At 43.8% G+C, this 22,721-nt stretch carries 18 protein-coding genes; 10 read left to right on the top strand and 8 right to left on the bottom strand.

The features are described 5' to 3' along the window. Positions 1-31 precede the first annotated feature (31 nt). Positions 32-427, top strand: a complete 396-nt coding sequence (locus AAA952_RS09385) for a hypothetical protein (RefSeq protein ID WP_338256398.1) — start codon at positions 32-34, stop codon at positions 425-427. A 168-nt stretch (positions 428-595) separates the two neighbouring features. Here the strand turns inward: AAA952_RS09385 and AAA952_RS09380 are convergent, their stop codons facing one another. Beyond that, on the bottom strand, positions 596-1,066 hold the full coding sequence (locus tag AAA952_RS09380; RefSeq protein ID WP_263166283.1) for a GNAT family N-acetyltransferase: 471 nt from the start codon (positions 1,064-1,066) through the stop codon (positions 596-598). 321 nt (positions 1,067-1,387) lie between these two features. Between AAA952_RS09380 and AAA952_RS09375 the strand changes: the two genes are divergently transcribed. After that, on the top strand, positions 1,388-2,401 hold the full coding sequence (locus AAA952_RS09375; protein ID WP_168825124.1) for a D-alanine--D-alanine ligase: 1,014 nt from the start codon (positions 1,388-1,390) through the stop codon (positions 2,399-2,401). Between the two features lie 206 nt (positions 2,402-2,607). On the opposite strand, the gene AAA952_RS09370 is transcribed toward AAA952_RS09375, so the two are convergent. From AAA952_RS09370 to AAA952_RS09355, 4 genes are all read right to left on the bottom strand, one after another. After that, on the bottom strand, positions 2,608-4,872 hold the full coding sequence (locus AAA952_RS09370) for a sensor domain-containing phosphodiesterase (protein ID WP_338256393.1): 2,265 nt from the start codon (positions 4,870-4,872) through the stop codon (positions 2,608-2,610). A 148-nt stretch (positions 4,873-5,020) separates the two neighbouring features. Then, complete coding sequence (locus tag AAA952_RS09365) at positions 5,021-6,235, bottom strand: RsmB/NOP family class I SAM-dependent RNA methyltransferase (protein ID WP_338256390.1); 1,215 nt, start codon at positions 6,233-6,235, stop codon at positions 5,021-5,023. A 143-nt stretch (positions 6,236-6,378) separates the two neighbouring features. Continuing rightward, complete coding sequence (locus AAA952_RS09360; protein WP_173496672.1) at positions 6,379-7,650, bottom strand: sugar MFS transporter; 1,272 nt, start codon at positions 7,648-7,650, stop codon at positions 6,379-6,381. 141 nt (positions 7,651-7,791) lie between these two features. Then, positions 7,792-9,414: an alpha-glucosidase gene (locus AAA952_RS09355; protein ID WP_338256386.1), complete on the bottom strand. Its 1,623-nt coding sequence runs from the start codon at positions 9,412-9,414 to the stop codon at positions 7,792-7,794. Between the two features lie 495 nt (positions 9,415-9,909). On the opposite strand from AAA952_RS09355, the gene AAA952_RS09350 reads away from it, so the two are divergent. The 5 genes from AAA952_RS09350 to AAA952_RS09330 all read left to right on the top strand — a co-directional run bounded on the left by AAA952_RS09350 (position 9,910) and on the right by AAA952_RS09330 (position 18,207). Next, a complete protein-coding gene (locus tag AAA952_RS09350; protein WP_338256383.1) occupies positions 9,910-12,732 on the top strand; it encodes a TonB-dependent receptor in 2,823 nt (940 codons plus the stop codon). 120 nt (positions 12,733-12,852) lie between these two features. After that, the gene (locus AAA952_RS09345) at positions 12,853-15,102 is read left to right on the top strand and encodes a glycoside hydrolase family 13 protein (protein ID WP_338256381.1); all 2,250 of its coding nucleotides are present in this window, start codon (positions 12,853-12,855) and stop codon (positions 15,100-15,102) included. Then, a complete protein-coding gene (locus AAA952_RS09340; RefSeq protein WP_338256379.1) occupies positions 15,099-17,285 on the top strand; it encodes an alpha-amylase family protein in 2,187 nt (728 codons plus the stop codon). The genes AAA952_RS09345 and AAA952_RS09340 overlap by 4 nt, the downstream gene beginning before the upstream one ends. Positions 17,286-17,428: 143 nt before the next feature. Continuing rightward, positions 17,429-17,812 carry an SMU1112c/YaeR family gloxylase I-like metalloprotein gene (gene gloA2, locus AAA952_RS09335; protein WP_338256377.1) on the top strand — a complete coding sequence of 128 codons (384 nt, stop codon included), beginning with the start codon at positions 17,429-17,431 and terminating at the stop codon, positions 17,810-17,812. Positions 17,813-17,997: 185 nt separating this feature from the next. Beyond that, entirely contained in the window at positions 17,998-18,207 is a 210-nt protein-coding gene (locus tag AAA952_RS09330) for a hypothetical protein (RefSeq protein ID WP_338256375.1), read from the top strand. 81 nt (positions 18,208-18,288) lie between these two features. Here the strand turns inward: AAA952_RS09330 and AAA952_RS09325 are convergent, their stop codons facing one another. Both AAA952_RS09325 and rhlP read right to left on the bottom strand, forming a co-directional pair. Further along, positions 18,289-18,729: a DUF4274 domain-containing protein gene (locus AAA952_RS09325; RefSeq protein ID WP_338256373.1), complete on the bottom strand. Its 441-nt coding sequence runs from the start codon at positions 18,727-18,729 to the stop codon at positions 18,289-18,291. Between the two features lie 143 nt (positions 18,730-18,872). Continuing rightward, positions 18,873-19,718, bottom strand: a complete 846-nt coding sequence (rhlP, locus tag AAA952_RS09320) for a rhombotarget lipoprotein (RefSeq protein WP_173245091.1) — start codon at positions 19,716-19,718, stop codon at positions 18,873-18,875. A gap of 180 nt (positions 19,719-19,898) precedes the next feature. On the opposite strand from rhlP, the gene AAA952_RS09315 reads away from it, so the two are divergent. Beyond that, positions 19,899-20,081: a hypothetical protein gene (locus tag AAA952_RS09315; protein WP_338256367.1), complete on the top strand. Its 183-nt coding sequence runs from the start codon at positions 19,899-19,901 to the stop codon at positions 20,079-20,081. 132 nt (positions 20,082-20,213) lie between these two features. On the opposite strand, the gene def is transcribed toward AAA952_RS09315, so the two are convergent. Then, on the bottom strand, positions 20,214-20,705 hold the full coding sequence (def, locus tag AAA952_RS09310; protein ID WP_011789520.1) for a peptide deformylase: 492 nt from the start codon (positions 20,703-20,705) through the stop codon (positions 20,214-20,216). 279 nt (positions 20,706-20,984) lie between these two features. Here def and AAA952_RS09305 point away from each other — a divergent pair, with 279 nt between their 5' ends. Both AAA952_RS09305 and AAA952_RS09300 read left to right on the top strand, forming a co-directional pair. After that, complete coding sequence (locus AAA952_RS09305) at positions 20,985-21,413, top strand: MGMT family protein (RefSeq protein WP_338256363.1); 429 nt, start codon at positions 20,985-20,987, stop codon at positions 21,411-21,413. A 215-nt stretch (positions 21,414-21,628) separates the two neighbouring features. Beyond that, complete coding sequence (locus tag AAA952_RS09300; RefSeq protein ID WP_105252420.1) at positions 21,629-22,420, top strand: DUF3108 domain-containing protein; 792 nt, start codon at positions 21,629-21,631, stop codon at positions 22,418-22,420. Positions 22,421-22,721: the final 301 nt, after the last annotated feature.

The raw sequence follows: 22,721 nt of genomic DNA, 5'->3' as shown, positions 1-22,721 counted from the left end.
TACTCTAACCATGAAACTAAGGATTTAAACATTGATTAAAAAGGACATTATTACACTTAAGGATCTACAAGCCGTTATTGCCTTGTTTGACGCCATAGCACCAGATGCCGCTTTACCTAAGCGTTATTATGAAAAAACCCGCTATATCCAGTGGTCAGAATTTAAAGACATGCAGATATACGCACTCGACTTTGAGCCCTATTTAACGATTAGCCAGCGTTGTAATATGACGTATTTTGGCATACATCAAAGTGCGCGACGTTTATACCTAGCACACTGTAATGATGCTGGCCACGCACCGCGCTGGGAAGCGAGACCAGTGACCTTAGCACAACTGATGGATGTCGAGTTAATGGTGAATTTACATAAAAATCATGCCTATAACTTAGGGCTAAACATCTGTTTTGATCTGAACTATTTACTCTGAGCTTTGGTATTAATGTACAAATTCGGATGACTAAATATCGGTGGTGGGCCAAGCAAGATCAGTTGCTAAAATCAATCAATTTGAACTTATCAATGTCACCCGCAACGTTTTTCCAGTACCCGAATGCACAAGGACAACGGATCTGATTATGCTCGCTCGAGCCAAGAATTAGCCGTTTGGTTCGCTCAAAACTAAGCTGTAGCGAAAGGATGTTTTGGTAAACCCTATACTTTCATAGTATTGCTGTGTGGCAATGCGCTGCATCGATGTAGTGAGTTCGAGTAACTGGCAATTCTCTTGCTTTCCCCTCTCTTTCGCAAAGGCAATCAACTGAGAGCCAACGCCCTGACCCCGCATGTCGGCATCCACCACAATTGCGGTTATACGACAGATACGACTCAAGGCGGGGAAATAATCAAAGAACATTAAGGCCATCACAGCGACAACTTGCAGGTCACCCTGCGCATTATGTTGCTCATACACCAGTAATTCATCACTGCGGCGCAGAGAATCATGCTGATATTGGCTTAACGTCTGGGCTAAAGCGGCATGGGACAAAGAATAACCGAGTTGCTCAAGTAATACCTGCACACTATCTGTATCCTGTAAGCGGGCTAACCGAATGTTTTTATTCACCATGAGATACCATGCTGTAATCTGCCTAAAGTCAATGTCACTCGTACTGGGTTGCACAGTTTAGATGACGGTGACGAAGCAATAGTCCAACGACATTGCCATCTCACGCCACAAAAATCCAAATAAACCCGACAAAGGCACAACCCCATATTTGCAATGCGATGTAATGCGTTAAAATTCACCACTTAATAGCCATCAGTCAGCAAAACCTTGCACTCATAGGGGCAAGAAAACTAAGATGACAGCGGCTGTACTATAGGATGATATTCGTATTGCCACAGGCCGATGTCATCCGATTTTGCTCACTTTGAGGAATCACTCACAATGTCTAAGATCAACCTGCTTTTGCTGTGCGGCGGCGGAAGTGCCGAACACGATATTTCACTCATGTCGGCCAATTATTTTGAAACCTCATTGGCAAAATCCGAACAGTTTTGTGTATTGCGAGTCGAACTGGATAAATTTGGTCAATACCGCACCGCTGCGGGTGATGATTGTGAACTGACCAATAGCCGTGAAATTCGCTTCCGCGATGAGAGCAAAGCCCCATGGCCGGTCGATTACGTCATTCCCTGCATTCATGGCTATCCCGGCGAAACAGGTGACATTCAATCCTATTTTAACCTAATCCAACTGCCCTATTTCGGCTGTGAATCCGAAGCGAGCAGTAACTGCTTTAATAAGATCACCGCTAAAATGTGGTTCTCGGCCTTAGGTATTCCGAATACCCCGTATATTTTTCTAAACCAATTCGACGATGCAGCAATAGAGCAAACCCAAGCCGCATTAGCACTATGGGGATCCATCTTCGTCAAAGCGGCCTCACAGGGTTCCTCTGTTGGTTGTTATAAAGTCGATGATAGCGATAAAGTCGCTGGCGTGCTTAAAGATGCTTTCGGCTATGCGCCCTATGTTATAGTTGAAAAAACCATTAAAGCCCGTGAGTTAGAAGTCGCAGTATACGAGTACAACGGTGAAGTGGTGGCGACAGTACCAGGTGAAATCATCTGTGATACCAACACCTTCTACACCTTCGATGAGAAATACGCCAAAAACAGTAAAGCACGCACCGATGTGGTGGCACAGCATGTGTCAGCTGAGATCAGTGAACAAATCCGCGCCTATGCAATCAAAGCATTTAAAGGTATGAAATTGCGTCACCTGTCGCGCATCGACTTTTTCTTAACAGCGGACAATGAAATTTTACTAAATGAAATCAATACCTTCCCAGGTTCTACGCCGATTTCTATGTTCCCCAAAATGCTGCAAAATCACGGTCATGACTTTACTGAATACTTGAGTCTAGTGATTAACAGCCAGATAACCGCTAAATCTTAGCGCTCGCCACCTGACTCAATGTAAACTCAGAGACTCAGTGCAGCACCTGTTTTCAGTAATAAAAAGAGCGCCTCGGCGCTCTTTTTATTTATTATTTTTCAATGTTTTATATCTAAAACTTGAATTATTACCTTACATCTAAACCCAATATTAAAATCAGACTGTCACTGATTAAGCCGCCCTCACATCTAGGTCAAACATCTAGGTCAAACGTCAAAACCCTTATGCAGCTCAGCTTGCTTTGCCAACAGGGCAAAGAATGCAGCTTTGGGCATAGGCTTATAAAATAAATATCCTTGAATTTCTTGAATATGATTCGCCATTACAAATTTAAGCTGGGACTCAGTTTCTACCCCTTCTGCCGTCACAGTTAAATCTAACGCATGGCTTAAACGCACTATGGCCTCCACCAACGCTTCGTGACGTTTGCCTTCATCTAATCTGTCGATAAAGCTCTTATCGATTTTAATTTGATCGATAGGAAAATTAGCTAAATAAGATAGAGATGAGTAACCTGTCCCAAAATCATCTAAGGAGATTTTAATCCCTTTAACTCGCAAACCATTAAGTACATCAATAAGATACGTATGCTGCTTCATCAATAAAGATTCAGTGATCTCAAGGGTTAATCTATCATAAGGGAAATCTGTCACCTCAAGTTGCTCGGTAATCGCAGCAAAGGATTCCACAAAGGCATCTTGTAGTTCATGGGACCAAAACTCAAAAGTCGAGACATTCACCGATAAATTAATGGGCCAATTTCGTTCCTGCATTTCTAAAATAGTCTGCATAGCACCAAGGCGAACATCTCGACCAATATCAACGATTAAACCACTGTTCTCAGCGATAGGAATAAATTCATCGGGTGGAATAAACGTTCCCTCATGCTGCCAGCGCAGCAGCACTTCAGCACGGACAATCAGGCCAGTGGTCGCATTGACTATAGGTTGGTAATAAAGCTCGAAGGTATGCTGATCTAATGCCTGCTTAAGCTGATTATGAAGGCTAGCAACACGCTCGGCATTTAGCTGCATTTGTTCAGTAAAAAAATGATATCGATTGCGACCATTTGCCTTAGAAATATACATGGCCTGATCGGCACAATTTAACAACTGTTCAAGATCGAGGGCATCTTCAGGAAAACGTGCAATCCCTATACTTACCGAGCTATAAACGCCTTTTCCATCGGCTAGCACATAATGTTTTGCCACATTTTTGTTAATTGTATCTGCAATTTGTGCCAATTCTTTCTGGTTAACAACCCCAGGTAATAGCAAGGCAAACTCATCCCCTCCTAAGCGTGCAAACACCATAGTGTCATTGACACACTCGCTGATCTGTTTAACCACTTGCACTAACAGTGCATCACCTTTGTCATGGCCATGGGTGTCGTTAACTTGCTTAAAGTTATCTAAATCCATCAACATAAAACTAAAGCCGGGTGTCAAACTGTCGGAGGTAATTAACGCTTGGATCTGCTTGAATAACGCATTGCGATTAGCAAGTCCCGTAAGAGAATCATTATTGGCCTGATACTTAATCAGCTGCGCCGCTTTCTTACGTTCACTAATATCTGAAAATAGCCATGCAAAACAGGGTTGCTGACCATTGGACTCTCGGAAGGTCGTGACGATAAGGTCAAGATAAAACTCCTCGCCATTTCCCCTAAGACCCACCAACTCACCCTGCCACATTCTGTCCTGAGCTAAATGCTCAAATAACCCCACTAATTCATTAGATTGGGATGATGCTAAAAAAATCTTAGGGTGAAAGTTAGCGATATCAGTATCTTGAGGGATAACTATATGTCTGAACGCAGGATTAGCATAGAGAACTGCATCGTCAGAATTGGAAATAACCAGAGCAAGGGGTAATCGGTCAAAAATTTTCACAGCTAAATGCTGAAATTCCATCGCACGACTGCGTTCAATGGCTAAACTCGCCAGTCTTGCCGCCTCTGAAATGAGTTCTAAATCCTGCTCTGTCGGGGACTTTATCGTATCATAATACATGGCAAATGTGCCTAGCACTTTACCATGAGTATCTTTGATAGGTTCTGACCAGCAAGATTTAAGACCTGCACGTAATGGCAGTTCTTTATAATTAACCCAGTAAGGATGTTGGGCGATATCTTCAACGATGACACGCTGCGCATAATAGGCTGCCGTGCCACAAGAACCCACGTTGGGGCCAATTTCGACACCATTAATGGCTTGATTGTAACTGTCGGGTAAATTTGGGGCCGCACCTAATAACAAACGTTTACCGTCAACACTGAGCAGTAACACAGACCCTCTGGTTCCTACTTTTTGAGCTTCGATTTTTAAGACTAAGGCGTGCAAGATTTCATGTAGCGGTGCGCCATTGAGCAGCATAGAAAGAATACTGCTATAACAAGCTATGCTGACATTGTGGGCGAGTTTAACGTCTGCATGATCGAGCAGATCTGGAAGGTTAACGCCGTACGCCATAATTTCCTTAAGAGCAAAGTTGCAATATAAATACTGATTAACAATGTTAAATATTTATAACTTATAAGAAATTCTAGGCACTAACGTTAATGAAGTAAACCCTTTCCCTGCGCGGTAAAAGGTTTACTTTAGTCTAAAAAGCAATGCTTTATTCTTGAATACGTTCAAGTTTGGCAAGGTAAAAGCCATCAAAGCCGCTATCGGCTGGGCTGATACTTTCATCCTCAATCAGGCGAAAGTTGGGGTTCTCGGCTAAAAACGCATCCACTTGACCGCGGTTCTCGCAAGGGAAGATAGAACAAGTCGCATAGACGACTATGCCACCGACTTTGACCATGCGGCTATAACTGCTCAAAATGTGTTTTTGCAGTTCCATTAACACGGGTAAACGCTCTACGGTATCACGCCATTTTGCATCGGGATTACGCTTTAATACACCCAAACCAGAGCAAGGCACATCAAGCAATACCCTATCGGCACTGAGCTTTAAGCGTTTAATGGTTTTACTGCTGGCGATAACACGGGTTTCGACATTGTGTGCCCCATTACGACGGGCGCGTTCCTTAAGTTTGTCGAGTTTCCATTGCTCCACATCCATGGCCAACAAGCGTCCTTTACCCTGCATTTGCGCAGCTATGTGTAAGGTTTTACCGCCCGCGCCTGCGCAAGCGTCAATAACTTTCATGCCTGGCTTGGCATCAAGCGCCGCAGCTACGCGCTGAGAGCCCGCATCCTGCTGCTCGAATAAGCCATCTTTAAAGCTTTGTGTACGGAACAAGGCTGAATCGGAGGTCACTTCAAGGGCGGAATCGACCCCATCAACACAGAGCGTGCTCACAAACTCAGCGGCAAGTTTAGCGGCCAGTTCATCACGAGTCACCTTAAGGCTATTAGCGCGTAAAAAACGTTTCGGCGCTGTACTTAACGCGGCGCGCTCTTTTTCCCAAGACTCACCTAGTTGCTCACGGCCCATAACATCGAGCCACTCAGGGCAACCGTCCCACAACACGGGCTTAGTTTTCGCTTGCTCAATACGCTCAGCTAAACGCGCCTCATCAACTTGCAACGAATATTGCATTTTAGGCAATTCAAGCCAATGGAATAAATGCCAAGCATTAAGCAATTTAGAGCCAAAACGCTCCATCTCATCTGGGCTGATTTCCGCCAGATAACAATATAGATTTAAACGACGTAGGATATCACCCGTCGTTAATGCGATACGCGCCTGTTCGGCGGGTACCAATTGCAACCCAGAAAAATGCTGAGAATAGGCCCGATCTAAGGGTTTTCCTTGGCTCAGCACCATAGTTAAGATACTGATCACTAATTCGTTCGAGCTGGCAGAAAGCGGAGAATTCAACATTTAAAAGGTCACCATGAATGATAAAACCGGAGGATCATAGGAGGTCAGGCCCTAATACGCAAGCGCGCTGGCGCCGAGTTAAGGTTAAAGCCATAAAAAAAGCGATCCTAAGATCGCTTTTTTGCCACAGTCAGTTTAATCCATTACATTTTTGAGCCTTTAGCCCCGTAGAACAGGATAAAACCATAACAAATCACGGGCAGAATAAAGGCAAGCTGAACGCCAAGATTATCCGCTAACATGCCTTGGAATAAAGGCAAAATCGCGCCGCCCACAATCGCCAAACACAGAATGCCACTGCCCTGTGAAGTGTGTGGACCTAAATCACGAAGCGCTAAGCTGAAGATCGTTGGGAACATAATCGAGTTAAATAACCCCACCCCAAGGATTGCCCACATGGCAATGCTGCCACTGGTTGTCATCGCTGCAACCACAAGTAGCGCCGCCATAAAAGCATTAAATGCAAGTACTGAGCCTGCTGGTACTTTTTGCATCACCACAGAGCCAATGAAACGTCCCACCATAGCGCCGCCCCAATAATAGGCGATGTAATGGGCGGCTTCGGCTTCTGGCATACCGGCAATATGGCTTTCACCTAAGAAGCTGACTAAGAAGCTACCGATAGACACTTCTGCGCCGACATACACGAAAATACCCACAGCGCCGAGCACTAAGTGCTTGCTTTGTAAGGCACTGGTTTTACCTAGATGGGTCTGAACTTCACCTTGAACACTTTCATCATGCTCACGGATCACAGGTAAATCTAACTTCGCAAAAATCAGCGCTAGAATTGCCAAGGCGCCAGAAAGTAACAGGTATGGCAGTTTAACTACTTCCGCTTCAGCACTCGCTTGGGCTAAATCACCTGATACTGAACTGGCAACAGAAAGAATTAACATAGCACCAAAAAACGGCGCAACCGTTGTGCCTAAGGCGTTGAACGCTTGCGTTAAATTCAAACGACTCGACGCAGTTTCGCGACTGCCTAATGCATTGACATAAGGATTGGCTGCCACTTGCAGGATTGTGATGCCTGATGCCAAAACAAATAATGCACCGAGGAACAAGTTGTAAGTAGCGAGGGCCGCCGCAGGATAAAACAGCGCACAACCAATACTTGCAATCACAAGACCTGTAACAATTCCCTTTTGATAACCCAGCTTTTTCACTAAGTTACCCGCAGGGATTGAGACTAGAAAATAAGCACCGAAGAAACAAAACTGGATCAACATGGCTTGAGTATAATTCAGCGAAAACACCGCTTTAAGATGCGGGATCAGAATATCGTTCAAGCAGGTGATAAAACCCCACATAAAAAACAGTGAAGTCAATGAGATCAAGGCAAAACGATAACTGCCCGACCCATTTTCGCCAGTGCTGCTCGTGTAGCTACCGGTATTAATTGATGACGCCATAGTTATTCTCTCTGTATGTTTTTATTATCAGGAACTAATTAAGGTTACATTCCCCATGGTGCCCGTGGGCGGGTTTATATCGAACTGTGGGCTTGGGATCCCGTATCTATAACACTTCAACCGAATAAAAATGAATCATTTTCACTTTAACACTGCATAAAAGCTGGTAAATGCCGAAAACTTCAGCTGATTGTGTTCTATTTGTGCGGTTTTAAGGCCGTGTCCCGTCAGCGGTTCACTGAGTTCAAATGCAGAGAAATCAAACTCGACCTCGGTATCACCTAAATTGAATCCCACGAACACTTTTATATCGCCTAAGGTGCGAACAAAGGCCAAAATGGGCTCCTTTGCATCAACAAATTTAATATCACCTTCAACTAACACTGGGTGTAACTTACGCCAAGCCAGAAAACGTCGATAACCATTGAGCATAGAATCAGCATCAGATTCTTGTACATCCACAGCTAACGCTTGGTGCGCAGGTGGAATTGGCAGCCAAGGAGAAACATCACTAAAGCCACTAAAGTCAGCGCCTTGCTGCCACGGCATTGGCGTACGGCAACCATCACGCCCCTTAAACATAGGCCAAAATGTTTTGCCAAAGGGATCTTGCAGCTCATGGTATTCAATTGGCGCCTCAGTTAGACCGAGTTCTTCACCTTGATAACTACATATACTGCCGCGCAGCGAACTTAGCATGGCATTAAGCATTTTGACCATGTCTGAATTCTGCTTACCTTGCCCCCAACGACTCGCTACGCGCTGCACATCATGATTGCCGATAGCCCAACATGGCCAGCCATCACCTATGCTCGCTTCCAAAGCCTCTACGGTTTGGCGAATATAACTTGCGCTGTAATCATCAGTCAGCAGCTCAAAACTGTAGGCCATATGCAGGCGATCTTCGCCCTTAGTGTAGGCAGCCATTACAGCCAAAGAATCTTCGGCAGAGACTTCGCCTAAGGTCACCGCTCCTGGATAGCGATTGATGAGCTTTCGTAAATCTTCAATAAAAGCGATGGTTTGCGGACGGTCATTATTGTAGTAATGATATTGATATGCGTAAGGGTTATCTTCACTGAAACCACGGCCCTGACGTTTATCCTTAGGTTTTGCCGGATTATCCCTGAGCAGTTCATCGTGATAACAAAAGGTAATGGCATCTAAGCGGAAGCCATCTACCCCCTTTTTAAGCCAAAATTCAACGTTATCCAGCACAGCTTGGCGCACTTCGGGATGATGGAAATTAATATCGGGCTGACTACGCAGGAAGTTATGTAAATAGTATTGCTGTCTGCGCGGTTCCCACTCCCAAGCACAACCGCCAAAAATCGCGAGCCAGTTGTTAGGCGCTGTACCGTCTTCCTTAGGATCGGCCCACACATACCAATCCGCCTTGGGATTCGAACGGTTCTCGCGGCTCTCAATAAACCACGCATGTTGGTCCGAGGTATGACTTAATACTTGATCAATAATGACCTTAATACCTAAACCGTGGGCTTTTTCAATCAATTCATCGAAATCATGCATAGTGCCAAAAAGAGGGTCAACTTCGCGGTAATCACTGATGTCGTAGCCAAAATCTGCCATAGGAGATTTAAAGAAAGGTGAAATCCAGATGGCATCGACATTGAGACTCGCAATGTAATCCAGCTTTATGATAATGCCGCGTAAATCCCCGACGCCGTCACCATTAGTATCTAAAAGGCTACGCGGATAAATTTGGTAAATCACTGCACCACGCCACCACGTTAACTCACTCATTGTTGCCCCTTTATCATTATTCTACAGCGAACTTTCCCTAACACACTCAAGCAAACAGTTATCGTTTTGTTACTGCAGAGTAAAGTCATCGCGGCTTCTTTTGTGTTACCGAGCATACGTGAAGAGGGAAATAAGGTTCAATACACCTGCATACGTATGCAGAAGATGCAGCCAATAGTCACATGGCATCACAATGAAATTTACTTTTTAGTAACAGTCACTTGATTACAAAATAAAATCATTTTATTCCCTGAGTTCACCCTCTATCACAGTCTATTCTTAACTCTGCTAGGTATTGAATACGTATGCACTCTGTTGTTCAGCTAAGAAACTCGGGAGTAGTATCTTCACCGTTGCATAACAATTTGGTCATAAACGCAGCACTTATGCAGTCAATTAAGCGCCCATATACCAAAAAAAGGCCGCAAAAATAACGCGGTGATAACGATAAAACGCTCTACAAAGCGATAAAGCGACTCCAAGGGGAAGAGAGATATGATGCGATTTAAACCCAGTTTGCTAACCTTAGCGCTCATCGCCGCAGGTGCCAGTATGCACTCCTATGCGGCAGATGGAGTGACCACCGATAAGGAAGCAAAAGCAAAAGAAGCTGCTATTGAGGTTATTGAAGTTAAAGGCTTTAGAACCAGTGTCATCAAATCACTAAATGATAAACGCTTTGGAGATACCGTCTCTGAATCGATTTCAGCAGATGATCTTGGCGCCCTTCCAGATCAGTCAATCGCTGATGCACTGACTCGCTTACCAGGCGTGACCGCAGTGCGCACTGGTGGACAAGCAAGCGGTCTCAATATTCGAGGTCTTGATGGTGATTTCGTCTTTGCAACGCTTAATGGACACGAACAAGTGACAACGGGCGGTAAACGCGCGATTGAGTTTGACCAATATCCATCCGAATTAATTAGTCAAGCCGCCGTCTATAAAACACCAAAAGCCTCGCTGATTGAAGGTGGCGTCGCCGGTACGGTAGAATTAAAAACCGCAGATCCCTTAAAAAGCGACAAAGACCAATCATTTAATATCAATGCTCGCGGCAGTTTTAATGACAGAGCGGATGAGATTTCCGATGCCGATCAATATGGCAACCGTCTTAGCTTTGCCTATCAAGGCAAATTCCTTGAAGATACACTCGGTGTGGCGCTAGGCTATGCCCATTTGTATCAACCTTATGTTGCCAGTCAATTCATTGGTTTACGTTTCAACGACGATAAAAAAGATGTCAATGGCGACGGTGCTGCCGAATCAATCAGTGAAGGTTTTGAGTTACAGCAAAAAGGCGGTGATGATACACGTGATGGTTATATGGCGGCTATCCATTGGCAACCAACAGACAATCTCAGTGTAAAAAGTGATTTATTCCATTCAAAATTCACTTCCGAAAACTTTGCCCGAGGCTTTCGCGTTAAGTCATTAAAAAACGGTACTATTAGTGATGCGGTTGTCGAAAATGGTTCTATGACAGGCGGAACGGTATCAACTGATGGTACTGATAACTTTGCCGTTTTTGTTATCAATGATAACGACTCAAAATATTCAGAACTGACATCAGGCTCAGTCAATATTGAGTGGAACAATGGCGGCGCATTAACTGTCGCAGGTGATGTGAGCTATTCAAAAGCCGATGGTGAGTTCGTCAACGGCGGTACTCGTGCCGTTTTATATGATGATATAGGTAATGAAGTACGCTCAGCCGAATCAATTAATTATCAACTACATGGTTTAAGCCCAGCCGATGTCAGCTTTTCAAACGACTATACCAATACCGCTACCTTGGGTTTAAAAGAAGTGGGTATGTGGCCATACGATCAACAAAATGATCTTGTCGCTTACAAGTTAGACTTTAACTATGCATTAGATTCTGGTTTCTTAACTTCAATTGATTTTGGTCTGCGCTACTCAGAACGTGAGTTTAATGCGCAACGTTCACAAGCCGGTTATGGTTTTGAATTTGGTAAAAACCCAACTAACCAGCCGGTGCTTCAAATGAACACTGACATGACAAATGTCGTCAACTTTGGCGGTGAATTATCTGGTTACCCTAGCTTCCTTTCCGTTGATTTTAACAAAGCCATTGAGCTGGTTAACGCGCAGTTAGCGGCAACAGGACAATCCCCTTTCACCCCGACAGCAAATTGGTCTAATAACTGGACCATGATCCAAAGCGGTTCGGTCAATGAAGATGTATTAGCTGGCTATGTCCAAGGTAATCTCGAGTTTGACTTAGGCGATATGAAAGTCACGGGTAACGTGGGCGTGCGTGTTGTTCAAACAGATCAAAGCAGTAAAGGTCTACAACAAGTTGGCTATGGTCTAGGTGAAGCGATTACTGATGAACTTGGCGTGGTCAGTACCGATTATATCCGTAACGAGATAGGTAAAACCTATACCGATTATTTACCGTCACTCAACTTAACTTTCCACCTCACTGAAAATGATCAACTGCGCTTTGCTGCAGCCTCTGTGATGTCACGTCCTCCAATCGACAAGCTAAAGTCAGGCATGGGATCTTGGTATGACGATTCTGCTACACCGGGATACAAAAAGTACAATGCTTGGGGTAACACCAGTCCTCTACTCGATCCGTTCTATGCAGATCAATACGACTTATCTTACGAGCACTATTTTGAAGATTCTGAAGGTGCGGTTGTCGTAGCCTTGTTCTACAAAGATATTAAATCCTTTATCAATAACTTTACAATCCAACCATTTGATTTTGAAGGTAATGGATTTATCGTCCCCGATACTATTATCGATAATGGTGTTGAATTCCCAGTAGTAAAAGATGAAGGTCAATATCAAACTGCAATCAACAACGACAATGGCGGCTACATTCGTGGTGTTGAGTTAGGTTATACCCAAGTCTTTGATTTCCTACCATCGCCACTCAGCGGTCTTGGCTTCACTGGCAGCTACTCGTATTCAGACAGTGAAGTGGAATTTACCACAGATTTAAGTGGTTCAAACTTAACCATTCCATTACCAGGTTTATCAGAAAGCGTGCTCAACACCACCTTGTTCTATACTCTGGATGGTTTCGATACTCGCGTCAGCATGAGATATCGTAGCAGCTACGTTTCAGAACAAGTGGCAGTTGAATCACAACTTGCTTTCTTCGATGCCGAAACAATTGTGGATTATCAAGCTTCATACGCATTGGAAAATGGACTTAAGTTCTTATTCCAAATTAATAACTTAACCGATGAGCCGAACAAAACCTATTTTGGTGAAGAACATCAAACAGGAACAATTCAATACTTCGGTAGACAGTACTTCCTAGGGTTAAGTTACTCTTTATAAGCTACCCAGAATAAAGCCTGCTTCAATTAAGAAGCAGGCTTTTGCTTATGCAGATTTCAGTATTTCTAACATTCATCATGCCAGCACGTTTTACTTATTTCTCTTTAAAAGGCTTACATTATGATCCGTCAAAACCTAATGATAGCGCTTTATTTATGTTTGGTTTGCTCTTCATTTAATACGGCCTATGCAAACATCTTTGAGCCAGATATATCGACGGACGTTAAGCTTGAACCCGCTTTTTGGTGGGCGGGAATGCAGAATCCTGAGTTACAGTTGATGCTGTATAGCCGCGAACTTCCAAGCTTACCGCAGCAAATTAAGGTTGATATTCAAGGACAAGGCATCAGGCTTAAAAGCCTTGAGCACACTGATAACCCACACTATTTGTTTATCAATTTAGATCTGAGTCAAGCTGCGCCGCAAACCTTTGAACTAGTGATTTCAAGCACTGACTCTGCTTCAAAAGCCAATAAACCTCTTTATCGCCTGCCCTATACGTTGCAAGGGCGCGCTAAAGGTAGCCGTGAGCGCCAAGGATTTAGCAATAAGGATGTGATTTACCTTATCACGCCGGACCGATTCGCCAATGGCGACACGAGTAATGACAATCAAGCCGATATGTTAGAGCAAGTCGCGGCTAACTCTCCTAGCAATTCCAGCAACCCCTATTATCCCGATGCTCGCCATGGCGGCGATATCGCAGGGATCAGCCAGCACTTAGATTATCTGGCAAAACTTGGCGTGACTCAGTTATGGATCAATCCACTGCTTGAGAATAATCAAGCCCAGTACTCATACCACGGATACTCAATTACCAATTTATACCGTGTCGATCCCCGCTTTGGCAGCAACGAGGATTATAAAGCCTTAGTCGCTAAGGCTAACAAGCTTGGCCTTGGGGTAATTAAAGATGTTGTCGTGAATCATATCGGCTCTAATCATTGGTGGCTCAACGATTTACCTAGCCAAGACTGGCTCAATGACGCCACAAAAACGCAGCTACATAATCGCAAATCTAAGCCTGACTTGATGCAGTCTGCCGATACTAAATCCAGTGCTATTAAATCCAGCGTTACCAGCCCCGGTTTCACCAGCCATAGGCGCACGACAGTGCAAGATCCCTACGCGGCAGCGCAAGATCATATTGATTTTGTCGACGGCTGGTTTACCGACACTATGCCAGATCTAAATCAAAGCAATCCAAAACTGGCAACCTATCTTATCCAAAACAGTATTTGGTGGGTAGAGTACACAGGACTTTCGGGGATACGTGAAGATACTTACTCCTACGCCGACAAAGCATTTCTCGCTAAATGGTCTAAGGCCGTGATGGCTGAATACCCCCATTTTAATATTGTGGGTGAAGAATGGACCGCAAACCCCATCACAGTGTCCTATTGGCAAAAGGGCAAAATCAATGACGATGGTTATACCTCAGATTTACCCAGTTTGATGGACTTCCCGCTATACGAAAAATTGATTGCCAGCCTTAATGAGCCAGAAAGCTGGGATACGGGTTTTATTAAGCTTTACGAGATGTTAGCCAACGATGTTGTGTATGCCGATCCCAGTAAACTAGTGCTATTTGAAGGCAATCACGACACCAATCGTATCTTCAGTTTAGTGAAAGAAAATATAGACTTATACAAGATGGCCCTCACCTATGTGCTGACCGCCAAACGCATTCCACAGCTGTTCTACGGTACAGAAGTGTTGATGACAAGCCCAACCGAGGGCCGTCACGATGGCGTTGTACGCAGTGATTTTCCCGGCGGGTTTGCCAACAATGCCACGAATGCCTTTACCGGCCAAGGACTGAGTGAACCCCAGCGACAAGCACAGCACTTTGTCCGTACCCTACTGAATTACCGTAAACAATCTCCTGCGCTACAATCGGGCGACTTGCTGCACTTTGTGCCGCAGGATGGCGTCTATGTGCAATTTCGTTGCGTATTAAATGTGCCATTATCAGCTGAACAAAAAGCCGAGGCGCTTAAGTCTCGAATACAAAAGAATTCTCTAACCCAACACAATGCCTGCACTCAGCCCTCGGCCGATAAAGTCATGGTGATTTACAATAAAAATGACAAGGCAGTCACGCTAGATGTAAACCGCTTTGCCAGTGTACTTGGCGATAACCGCGCCGCTACAGATATCATCAGTGGCAACACAGTTTCACTCAATCAAGCGCTAGCATTGCCCCACGCAGGGGTCACTATACTTGAGTTTAAAGCAAGACCGCAGCTAAATACTGGCTTATCTAGCCGTCAAACCTCTAATCATATGAGTTACTCAGCTAGCGATTTAACTCAGGCTCAAACAACTCACCCAATCAAAAACTCAACCCTAAAAGGAATTCAGTCTTGAGCTTTTTATCGCCTATCTATTCCCGAGTGATTCAGTGCTCCGAAGAGGCTAAATTTCCCATAGTGGCTTTACTTATAACCAAAGCAGCAAAAAACCAGCAGCGCCGACAGTCATCACTCAGCTTATGTTTAAACGCTCTATTCAGCGCCTCTTTATTAACTGCCTCTTTATTAACTGCCTCGCTTTTTAGCTTCTCGCCCAATGCAAATACATCGACGCAGGCGCTTGATAATGAGTTACTACCAAAGTCTGAGAGTGAGGTTATGACGCTTAAACCTGTGGTGTATCAAATCTTTACTCGCCTTTATGGCAATAAAAATCCAACCAACAAACCTTGGGGCACGATTACCGACAATGGCATCGGCAAATTTAAGGATATCGACGATGTTGCACTCAATAGCATCAAGGACCTAGGCGTTACCCATGTGTGGTACACTGGCGTTCCCCACCATGCCTTGATTGGCGATTACAGCACGATTGGCGTAAGTACTGATGATCCCGATGTGGTAAAAGGCCGCGCAGGCTCGCCCTATGCAGTCAAAGATTACTACAACGTCAACCCCGATCTGGCGGTCAATCCCGCCAACCGTTTAGCCGAGTTCGAAGCGCTCATTGCCCGTACCCATCACCACGGCTTAAAGGTGATTATCGATATCGTGCCAAACCATGTGGCGCGCCATTATCAATCCGTTAATAAACCCCAAGGCGTGCGCGATTTTGGCGAAGATGATGATACCAGTCTGGAGTATGCCAAAAATAATAACTTCTATTACGTCGTTGATAAAGTTGATGTTAATAATGGCTTCGAGAGGGCAAAGGGAAAAGCGCATACCTTTGAAGTGCCAAGCCTACCCGCAAATCTTAAACCGCTGGGCGGAGAAGCTCACCCATTAAGTGACGGAAAATTCAGCGAATTTCCCGCAAAATGGACTGGCAATGGCTCACGCTTAGCCAAGCCCGATGCCAATGATTGGTACGAGACCGTTAAAATCAATTACGGCGTACGCCCCGATGGCACCTATGACTTCCCTCGCCTGCCAGCCAATTTCGCCACTTTAACGCAGGCGCAGCATTACGCTTTTTGGCAACAACACTTAGCCGAGCTCCCAAGCTCTTGGATTAAATTCAATCAGATTGCGCAGTACTGGCTAGCGAAAGGGGTCGATGGCTTTCGCTATGATATGGCAGAAATGGTACCAGTGGAGTTTTGGAGCTATCTCAACAGCCAGATAAAACACACAAATCCCGATGCCTTTATCTTGGCCGAGGTCTATAACCCTAACTTGTACCGAGATTATATCCAACTTGGCAAAATGGATTATCTGTACGATAAGGTTGACCTTTACGACACGCTCAAAGCCGTGATGGCGGGTAAAACCAGCACAGCTAATATCGCGGCAGATCAGGAAAAAGTGCAGGATATTGAATCTCACATGCTGCACTTTTTAGAAAACCACGACGAGCAACGTATTGGTAATGCGGCATTTTTAGCATCGCTACACACAAATAAGCCCACTGCAACCCAAGCCGTGAATCCACACTATGCCCTACCCGCTATGGTAGTGTCGGCGACGATAGGCACTTCACCGACGTTAGTGTATTTTGGCCAAGAAGTGGGAGAAGCCGCCACCGACAACCCAGGATTTGGTCATGCATCACGCACCAGTATTTTTGACTATGTTGGCGTCCCTGCCCATCAGCGCTGGATGAACAATGGCAAGTTTGATGGTGGACAATCAACCGTAAAGGAAGCCACTTTGCGGGCTTATTATCAAAAATTACTGAACCTAAGCACAGGTAAAAATGTACCTGCGCTTTTAGGAGAATATTACTCACTCGATGCCGCCAACCGCAGCGCACAAACCGCCACAATGGATACTCATGGCAGTGCAACGGGTTATGATGACAGCACTTTTGCCTTTGTGCGCTTTGAGGAAAATACGACCAATAAAAAGGGCCAAAAACTGATTATTGTGAATAACTTTAATCAAACCCAAGCAAAGCCATTATCCCTTAAGCTACCAAAGCCACTTATCGACCAATGGCAGTTAACGGATGGGACCTATCCACTTAAGGATTTGCTGGAAGACAATAAAGCACAGTTGGTTGTCAAACAAGGTGAAGGACAAGTTCAGATGCAACTTGCACCGCTGTCTTCAGACATATTCGAGCTAGAAGATTAAACGAGCAAAAAGCCTAGGTGAGCTAAAAAGTGAAATCGACCGTTAGCGTCACGCTAAACTGTGACGCTATCTTTTTTTAACCGTTATACTCTCAAACCTTTCTATCTTATTTGATCAACCATTAAAAATCACAAAGGAAAGCAATGTTACTCGGCATTCACCATGCAGCGATTATTTGCAGCGACTATCAAAAGTCCAAACACTTTTATGTAACCATTCTTGGCCTTACCGTGCTTGCAGAGCATTTCCGTGAGGCACGTAAGTCCTATAAACTTGATTTACAACTGGCCGATAAGAGTCAAATTGAGTTATTTTCATTCGATAATCCACCCAAACGACCAAGCTATCCCGAAGCCTGTGGACTTAGGCATCTCGCCTTTCGCGTAACATCGATTGAAACCGTCATCGAACATCTTCATAGCCATCACATTACCGTTGAACCCGTCCGCATTGACGAATACACAGGCAGAAAATTCACCTTCTTTAGCGATCCCGACGGCTTACCCTTAGAGTTATATGAGCTATAGCACGAGTGAAATAAGGCAACATCGCAGCAATAAGATGAATAAAGCTTAATTACGCTACGGGATGGTCAGCATTAGACTCAATAAAACGACGCAGCCGTTTAACCAATAGTTTAAGTAATCGATTGACCAGTTTGACGCAGTGATAAGGTCAAAGCCTATCTAGGCTAACCATTGAGGAACTTAAGATGTTTGATAATCCTGCATTATTACTATGGAGTTTAGTCTTTAGCCTCTTTGGTCTTGGCTTTTTCACCTATGGCAAACGCCAAGTGGCCCCCATCCCTTTAGCCGTTGGCCTCACCCTGATGATTTATCCCTATTTTGTCACCAATCTCGCGTTACTTATCGCCATCGACATCGCCCTGATCGCACTGCCCTATTTTGTAAGGATATGATTTGGGGTTTATAGAAATGTTTACGAACAGATAGCTACAAAATAAATGGTGAGGCTAATACAACTTCGTATACCTCTACACTCATGCCACAATAGGTTGATACAGAATCTCAGGCACTCCACGCTTCTTAAGAAAATATTGCACCGTCTTTGTTATTTTTTCAGTATGAGAGACTGTTTTCACCTGATAATAACCGCTTAAAATTCGCTTAGTCAGCATGACCGCGAAATCATAATATTCCTGTTGATGAGGTTCTATTACTTCATTTGTTGGAATTAATTCATTTAGCTCATTCATTTCTAACCAATCCATCGCTTCAGCAAGCCAAAATAGCTTTATGGCAATGGCTAACTCGCATAATGGATGATCCGCAATTGCAATAGGAATCTCATTACCATCATCCCAATTATAATGGTCCAATAAGGCATACAATTCATGTGCTGACGAGATAGTTTTTACAAGGTTTACCGCCTCTTCAACATCCTCGATTTCATAAACAATTCTATCAACAATGTCTGTCATTATATTTAAGTCCTTAATGTTTCAATCAGCCCATTTAACATAGGGTAAAGGAGTGATAAGAACTTAATACAAAGCCCGAAATAGGAATGGCCAAAAGATTGAAACTCCTTTTCGTTCACCTCACCCCTGATAAATGAGTTCAACTATTCTCGGCAGATGGTAAAACGGCGCACCGCAAAAATGCCCAGTAGTGAAAGTATCAATAGCGATAAGCTGCCACCGCCGCTGTAACCTTGTTTATGTTCAATGGTGGCGACGTGCTCTTCCTTAACCCGAGTTTTAAAACGGGCAAGCTCGTCATCTAAATTGACTATCATGTCGTTTACCGCAAGATCAAAGCCCTCGTAGGATTTTTCTCTTAAGGTTGTCGTCACGCCAACAGCGGTTGAACTTTCAGTTAACTGATTAATACCTGGCGCCCTAAATAACATCTTCTGGCTACGCATATCGAAAACGGCTGTATCAACAAAGGTTTGAATCGCATTTTCATTACCGGGGATTAAATACATGCCCACGATAGTCCAATAAAGAATGGCGGATTTGTTCTCATGGCTTTGCATCAATTGATCGTAAGAAACCAATGCCATAACATCAACATCATGCAGGCGAGCAACCTGCTGCAAGGTTTCAAAACCTTTACCATTTTTAAGATAGGTACTTGGGATCACTTCGATACGATCGATATAGTCATATTTAACAAAGGATTTTTTAACCTTATCAAGTAATGCCATCTGAGTTCGGCTATCAATTGCATCGGCTTGCCAATGGGACGAAGGCAAGAAAGCGATGCCGACGGTAATAGGCAAACGCAGCACAGGTAAGGATGGCTGCTGGGCTTGGCGACTCTTCTCATCAGGATATAAATATTCGACTAAGCTACTTGATACCGCATTTTTCTCCGTAGTATTACCGTTAAAAAATGCACTACAACCACCCAGTGAAAGCATTGCGAATGAGGCTATACCACAGGCTAATACCTTAAGTTTCATTTGTTTCCCTACCGTATCCATACACTTGCTGTTAATGATGAAAACTGAACCTACAATAATACCAATCACATTAAATATCTAATCAGTTCAGAGCCTCACAGACATCTCAATCCAAGGCGCATTGACGCAGAAATGGTCATTCCCTTTTAAGTCAATGCAACACCAGAGTGGGATGCCTGTGTGGCTCCAGAAGGGCGGGTTTCAACGCCCTTTATACTGCGTTTAAGGCTTTCGACAGAGCACCACTATGCCTTCATGCCTTCGCCTTGTCTAAAGCGCGTTGAACTCCCGCTGAATGAACAGATATTTAATACGATTGGTATAATGCAGATTTTTGGTTACCTTATCCACTCATCAGAGTAAAAACAAGCTGTTATGTTCACATATCACAGCATTAATTTTCTTTGATTAGATTTTAAATACAAAAAAGCCGCACTATAAATGCGGCTAGTGAATAGGTACAACCACCTTCAAAAATACAACTTAAGTCAAAAGTTAAGCGTATTTACGCACTTTTTTAAGGGCGATTTGTTGTTTTAGCATGGATAAATGTTCGATAAATACTTTGCCATGCAAATGGTCGATTTCGTGCTGCAACACTATGGCTAAAAACTCATCGGTCTCGATTTCGATAGCCTTGCCAGTTCTGTCTAAGGCTGTCACTTTAACCTTTTCAAAACGTGACACTTTAGCGCGATAACCTGGGATAGACAGACAACCTTCTTCACCGACGAACTCACCTGACTTTTCAACAATCTCAGGATTAATCAGCACTAAAGGCTGGTCGCGACCGTCAGATAAATCGATCACGATAATGGCATCTGTACTGCCGACTTGAGTTGCCGCTAAACCGATACCATCGTCCGTGTGATACATGGTTTCGATTAAATCATCGATAAATCCCTGAACAGCTTCAATATCTTTTACAGGTTGCGCTTTACGTTTAAGGCGCTCATCGGGAATAGTTAGAATATCGAGTACAGCCATGCCAGTTATCTTCTCTCATCGAGTCAAAAAAATTGGCGCTATTATGGACTATTTGACCATTTACACAATATTTAAGCTAAAAACAGTTTAAATATTTTGTTAGTAATCGAGCTAGCCGATAAAAATATCGAGAAGTGCTTAATCCTTTAAATGCCAAATACTCTCACATCTTCCGCTAAGCCAAGCTTTACCGTTACACTAGCGTGAACTCATCAAGCAAAAGTTTTTGAGCGTGATTCTTTGTGAGTGAATACCATTAAGCTGAGGGTTAACAATTCAATGGCATCGTTCCCTAAAGAAAAATCACCAATTTATCAATACCTTGAACAAGATAAACAGAGTGTAGCGAGAAAACAGCCCCAAACTGTGGACTTGTCTCCTATGGCGAAAATCTGGCATATCGTCGCCATGATCCCGCAGGGTAAAGTCAGCAGCTATGGCAAAATTGCCGATTATGCAGGATTACCGGGACGAGCGCGTTATGTGTCAAAAGCACTGAAAGCAGCTCCCGAACATTTGTCACTCCCTTGGCATAGGGTACTCAATAGTCAAGGCAAAATATCCTTCGAGAAAAATTCAACCTTCTTTCAAGAACAGATGGAATTATTAAGAATTGAAGGGATAACAGTGAACTGCGGCAAAATTAATTTGTCTGAATACGAGTGGCGCCCGGATCTGGTGACTTTAGTCATGGCAATGCCATTTTAATTTAATATATTGATCCATAAACTATTTACATCTCTATTTACAGAAACGTCGTCCTCGGCTATAACCTGCTTACAGTCGATCCGATAATTGATTTATGCTCAACTGATTGACCCAGAACTGTGTAAGTAAGCATGCTACTCGACACTTTTTTATCAACCACTACCGACCATTCTGTAGTGATACAAGGTGAAAACCTGCGACCCAAGGAGCATTCTTTGCGTACCATTCCCACATTATTAGTGAGTTTTACCGTCCTCACTCAAAGTATGTTTGCCATGGCAGCGCCAACGCCGCTAACACCGCAGACGGCCGAATACCAAGTCAACTATGGAGACATTGAATTAGGAAAAGCCAAATACACGCTACCCAATCCCGAAGATGGCGTGTTTAAGTATCGTTTTGATAGCGATCTCAGCCTGTTATTGTTAACCGATGTGCGTCACATCTTGAGTGAATTTACTCAAAATGATACGCAGCTCAGTCCTTTGCGTTACTTACAACAACGCCAAGGTGTCGGGCCTAATTACACGGAGCAAACCGCATTCGCCAAAGCTCAAGGCTTTATTCATACCCGTTACAAAGATGAAAAAGGCAAGTTTCCCTATGATGATAAAATCTTTGATCCTCTTATGGTGCAGTTGCAATTTAGGCTAGATATGATGGCGGGCAAAGAAGTGCTCGACTATAAGATGGTCAAGGACAACGAAGTCGATGAATACAAGTTTCATGTGATCGGTAAAGAACGAATGAACATCGACAGCGGCAGTTACGACACAGTCAAAATCGAAGTCGTGCGTGACAATAAAAAACGTCAAACCTTCTTCTGGATGGCGCCTGACTTAGCGTATTTGCCCGTGCGGTTAACTCACTTTGAAAAAGGCAGTAAGCAGCTCGATATTAAGTTACTTAAATATCACTTCGATGAAGTGCCGCACCAAGAAACCATACCTGCAGACATTGCAGAGAAACCGCTAGTGCCTAAACTGCTCGGCACGACTGAAGGTTAATCGGTAAGATGTATAAACTTAACCCAATGATACAAAGCCTTAGCTTCACAATACTGAACTAAAGCCAAACTCATATCGAATAAAGCCCAACCGAACTAATATCTAACCGAACTATATTTAACTGAACTATATCTAACTGAACTTAGGGCCTACCTCTAAGTTCAGTTAATGTTCATGGCTAATGGTTCATCACTGATTGCTAGAAGGTATGTTAGATACTGACTCGAACTTTTTAATAAAGTGACCTGAACAAAACAAAATCAACCGTAAATCCGCTCGCCCTCATTATTTAGCTCAACGG

The sequence above is a fragment of the Shewanella sp. M-Br genome (assembly GCF_036245925.1).
In the GTDB taxonomy this organism is placed as follows: domain Bacteria; phylum Pseudomonadota; class Gammaproteobacteria; order Enterobacterales; family Shewanellaceae; genus Shewanella; species Shewanella oncorhynchi.
This window is presented reverse-complemented; position numbering and strand designations above follow the sequence as displayed.

What these genes read in the sequence shown, in the direction of transcription:
- AAA952_RS09380 (WP_263166283.1), bottom strand. Translation starts at nt 1,066, where the DNA reads ATGGTGAATAAAAACATTCGGTTAGCCCGCTTACAGGATACAGATAGT.
- AAA952_RS09375 (WP_168825124.1), top strand. Translation starts at nt 1,388, where the DNA reads ATGTCTAAGATCAACCTGCTTTTGCTGTGCGGCGGCGGAAGTGCCGAA.
- AAA952_RS09370 (WP_338256393.1), bottom strand. Translation starts at nt 4,872, where the DNA reads ATGGCGTACGGCGTTAACCTTCCAGATCTGCTCGATCATGCAGACGTT.
- AAA952_RS09365 (WP_338256390.1), bottom strand. Translation starts at nt 6,235, where the DNA reads ATGTTGAATTCTCCGCTTTCTGCCAGCTCGAACGAATTAGTGATCAGT.
- AAA952_RS09360 (WP_173496672.1), bottom strand. Translation starts at nt 7,650, where the DNA reads ATGGCGTCATCAATTAATACCGGTAGCTACACGAGCAGCACTGGCGAA.
- AAA952_RS09355 (WP_338256386.1), bottom strand. Translation starts at nt 9,414, where the DNA reads ATGAGTGAGTTAACGTGGTGGCGTGGTGCAGTGATTTACCAAATTTAT.
- AAA952_RS09350 (WP_338256383.1), top strand. Translation starts at nt 9,910, where the DNA reads ATGATGCGATTTAAACCCAGTTTGCTAACCTTAGCGCTCATCGCCGCA.
- AAA952_RS09345 (WP_338256381.1), top strand. Translation starts at nt 12,853, where the DNA reads ATGATCCGTCAAAACCTAATGATAGCGCTTTATTTATGTTTGGTTTGC.
- gloA2 (WP_338256377.1), top strand. Translation starts at nt 17,429, where the DNA reads ATGTTACTCGGCATTCACCATGCAGCGATTATTTGCAGCGACTATCAA.
- AAA952_RS09330 (WP_338256375.1), top strand. Translation starts at nt 17,998, where the DNA reads ATGTTTGATAATCCTGCATTATTACTATGGAGTTTAGTCTTTAGCCTC.
- AAA952_RS09325 (WP_338256373.1), bottom strand. Translation starts at nt 18,729, where the DNA reads ATGACAGACATTGTTGATAGAATTGTTTATGAAATCGAGGATGTTGAA.
- rhlP (WP_173245091.1), bottom strand. Translation starts at nt 19,718, where the DNA reads ATGAAACTTAAGGTATTAGCCTGTGGTATAGCCTCATTCGCAATGCTT.
- def (WP_011789520.1), bottom strand. Translation starts at nt 20,705, where the DNA reads ATGGCTGTACTCGATATTCTAACTATTCCCGATGAGCGCCTTAAACGT.
- AAA952_RS09305 (WP_338256363.1), top strand. Translation starts at nt 20,985, where the DNA reads ATGGCATCGTTCCCTAAAGAAAAATCACCAATTTATCAATACCTTGAA.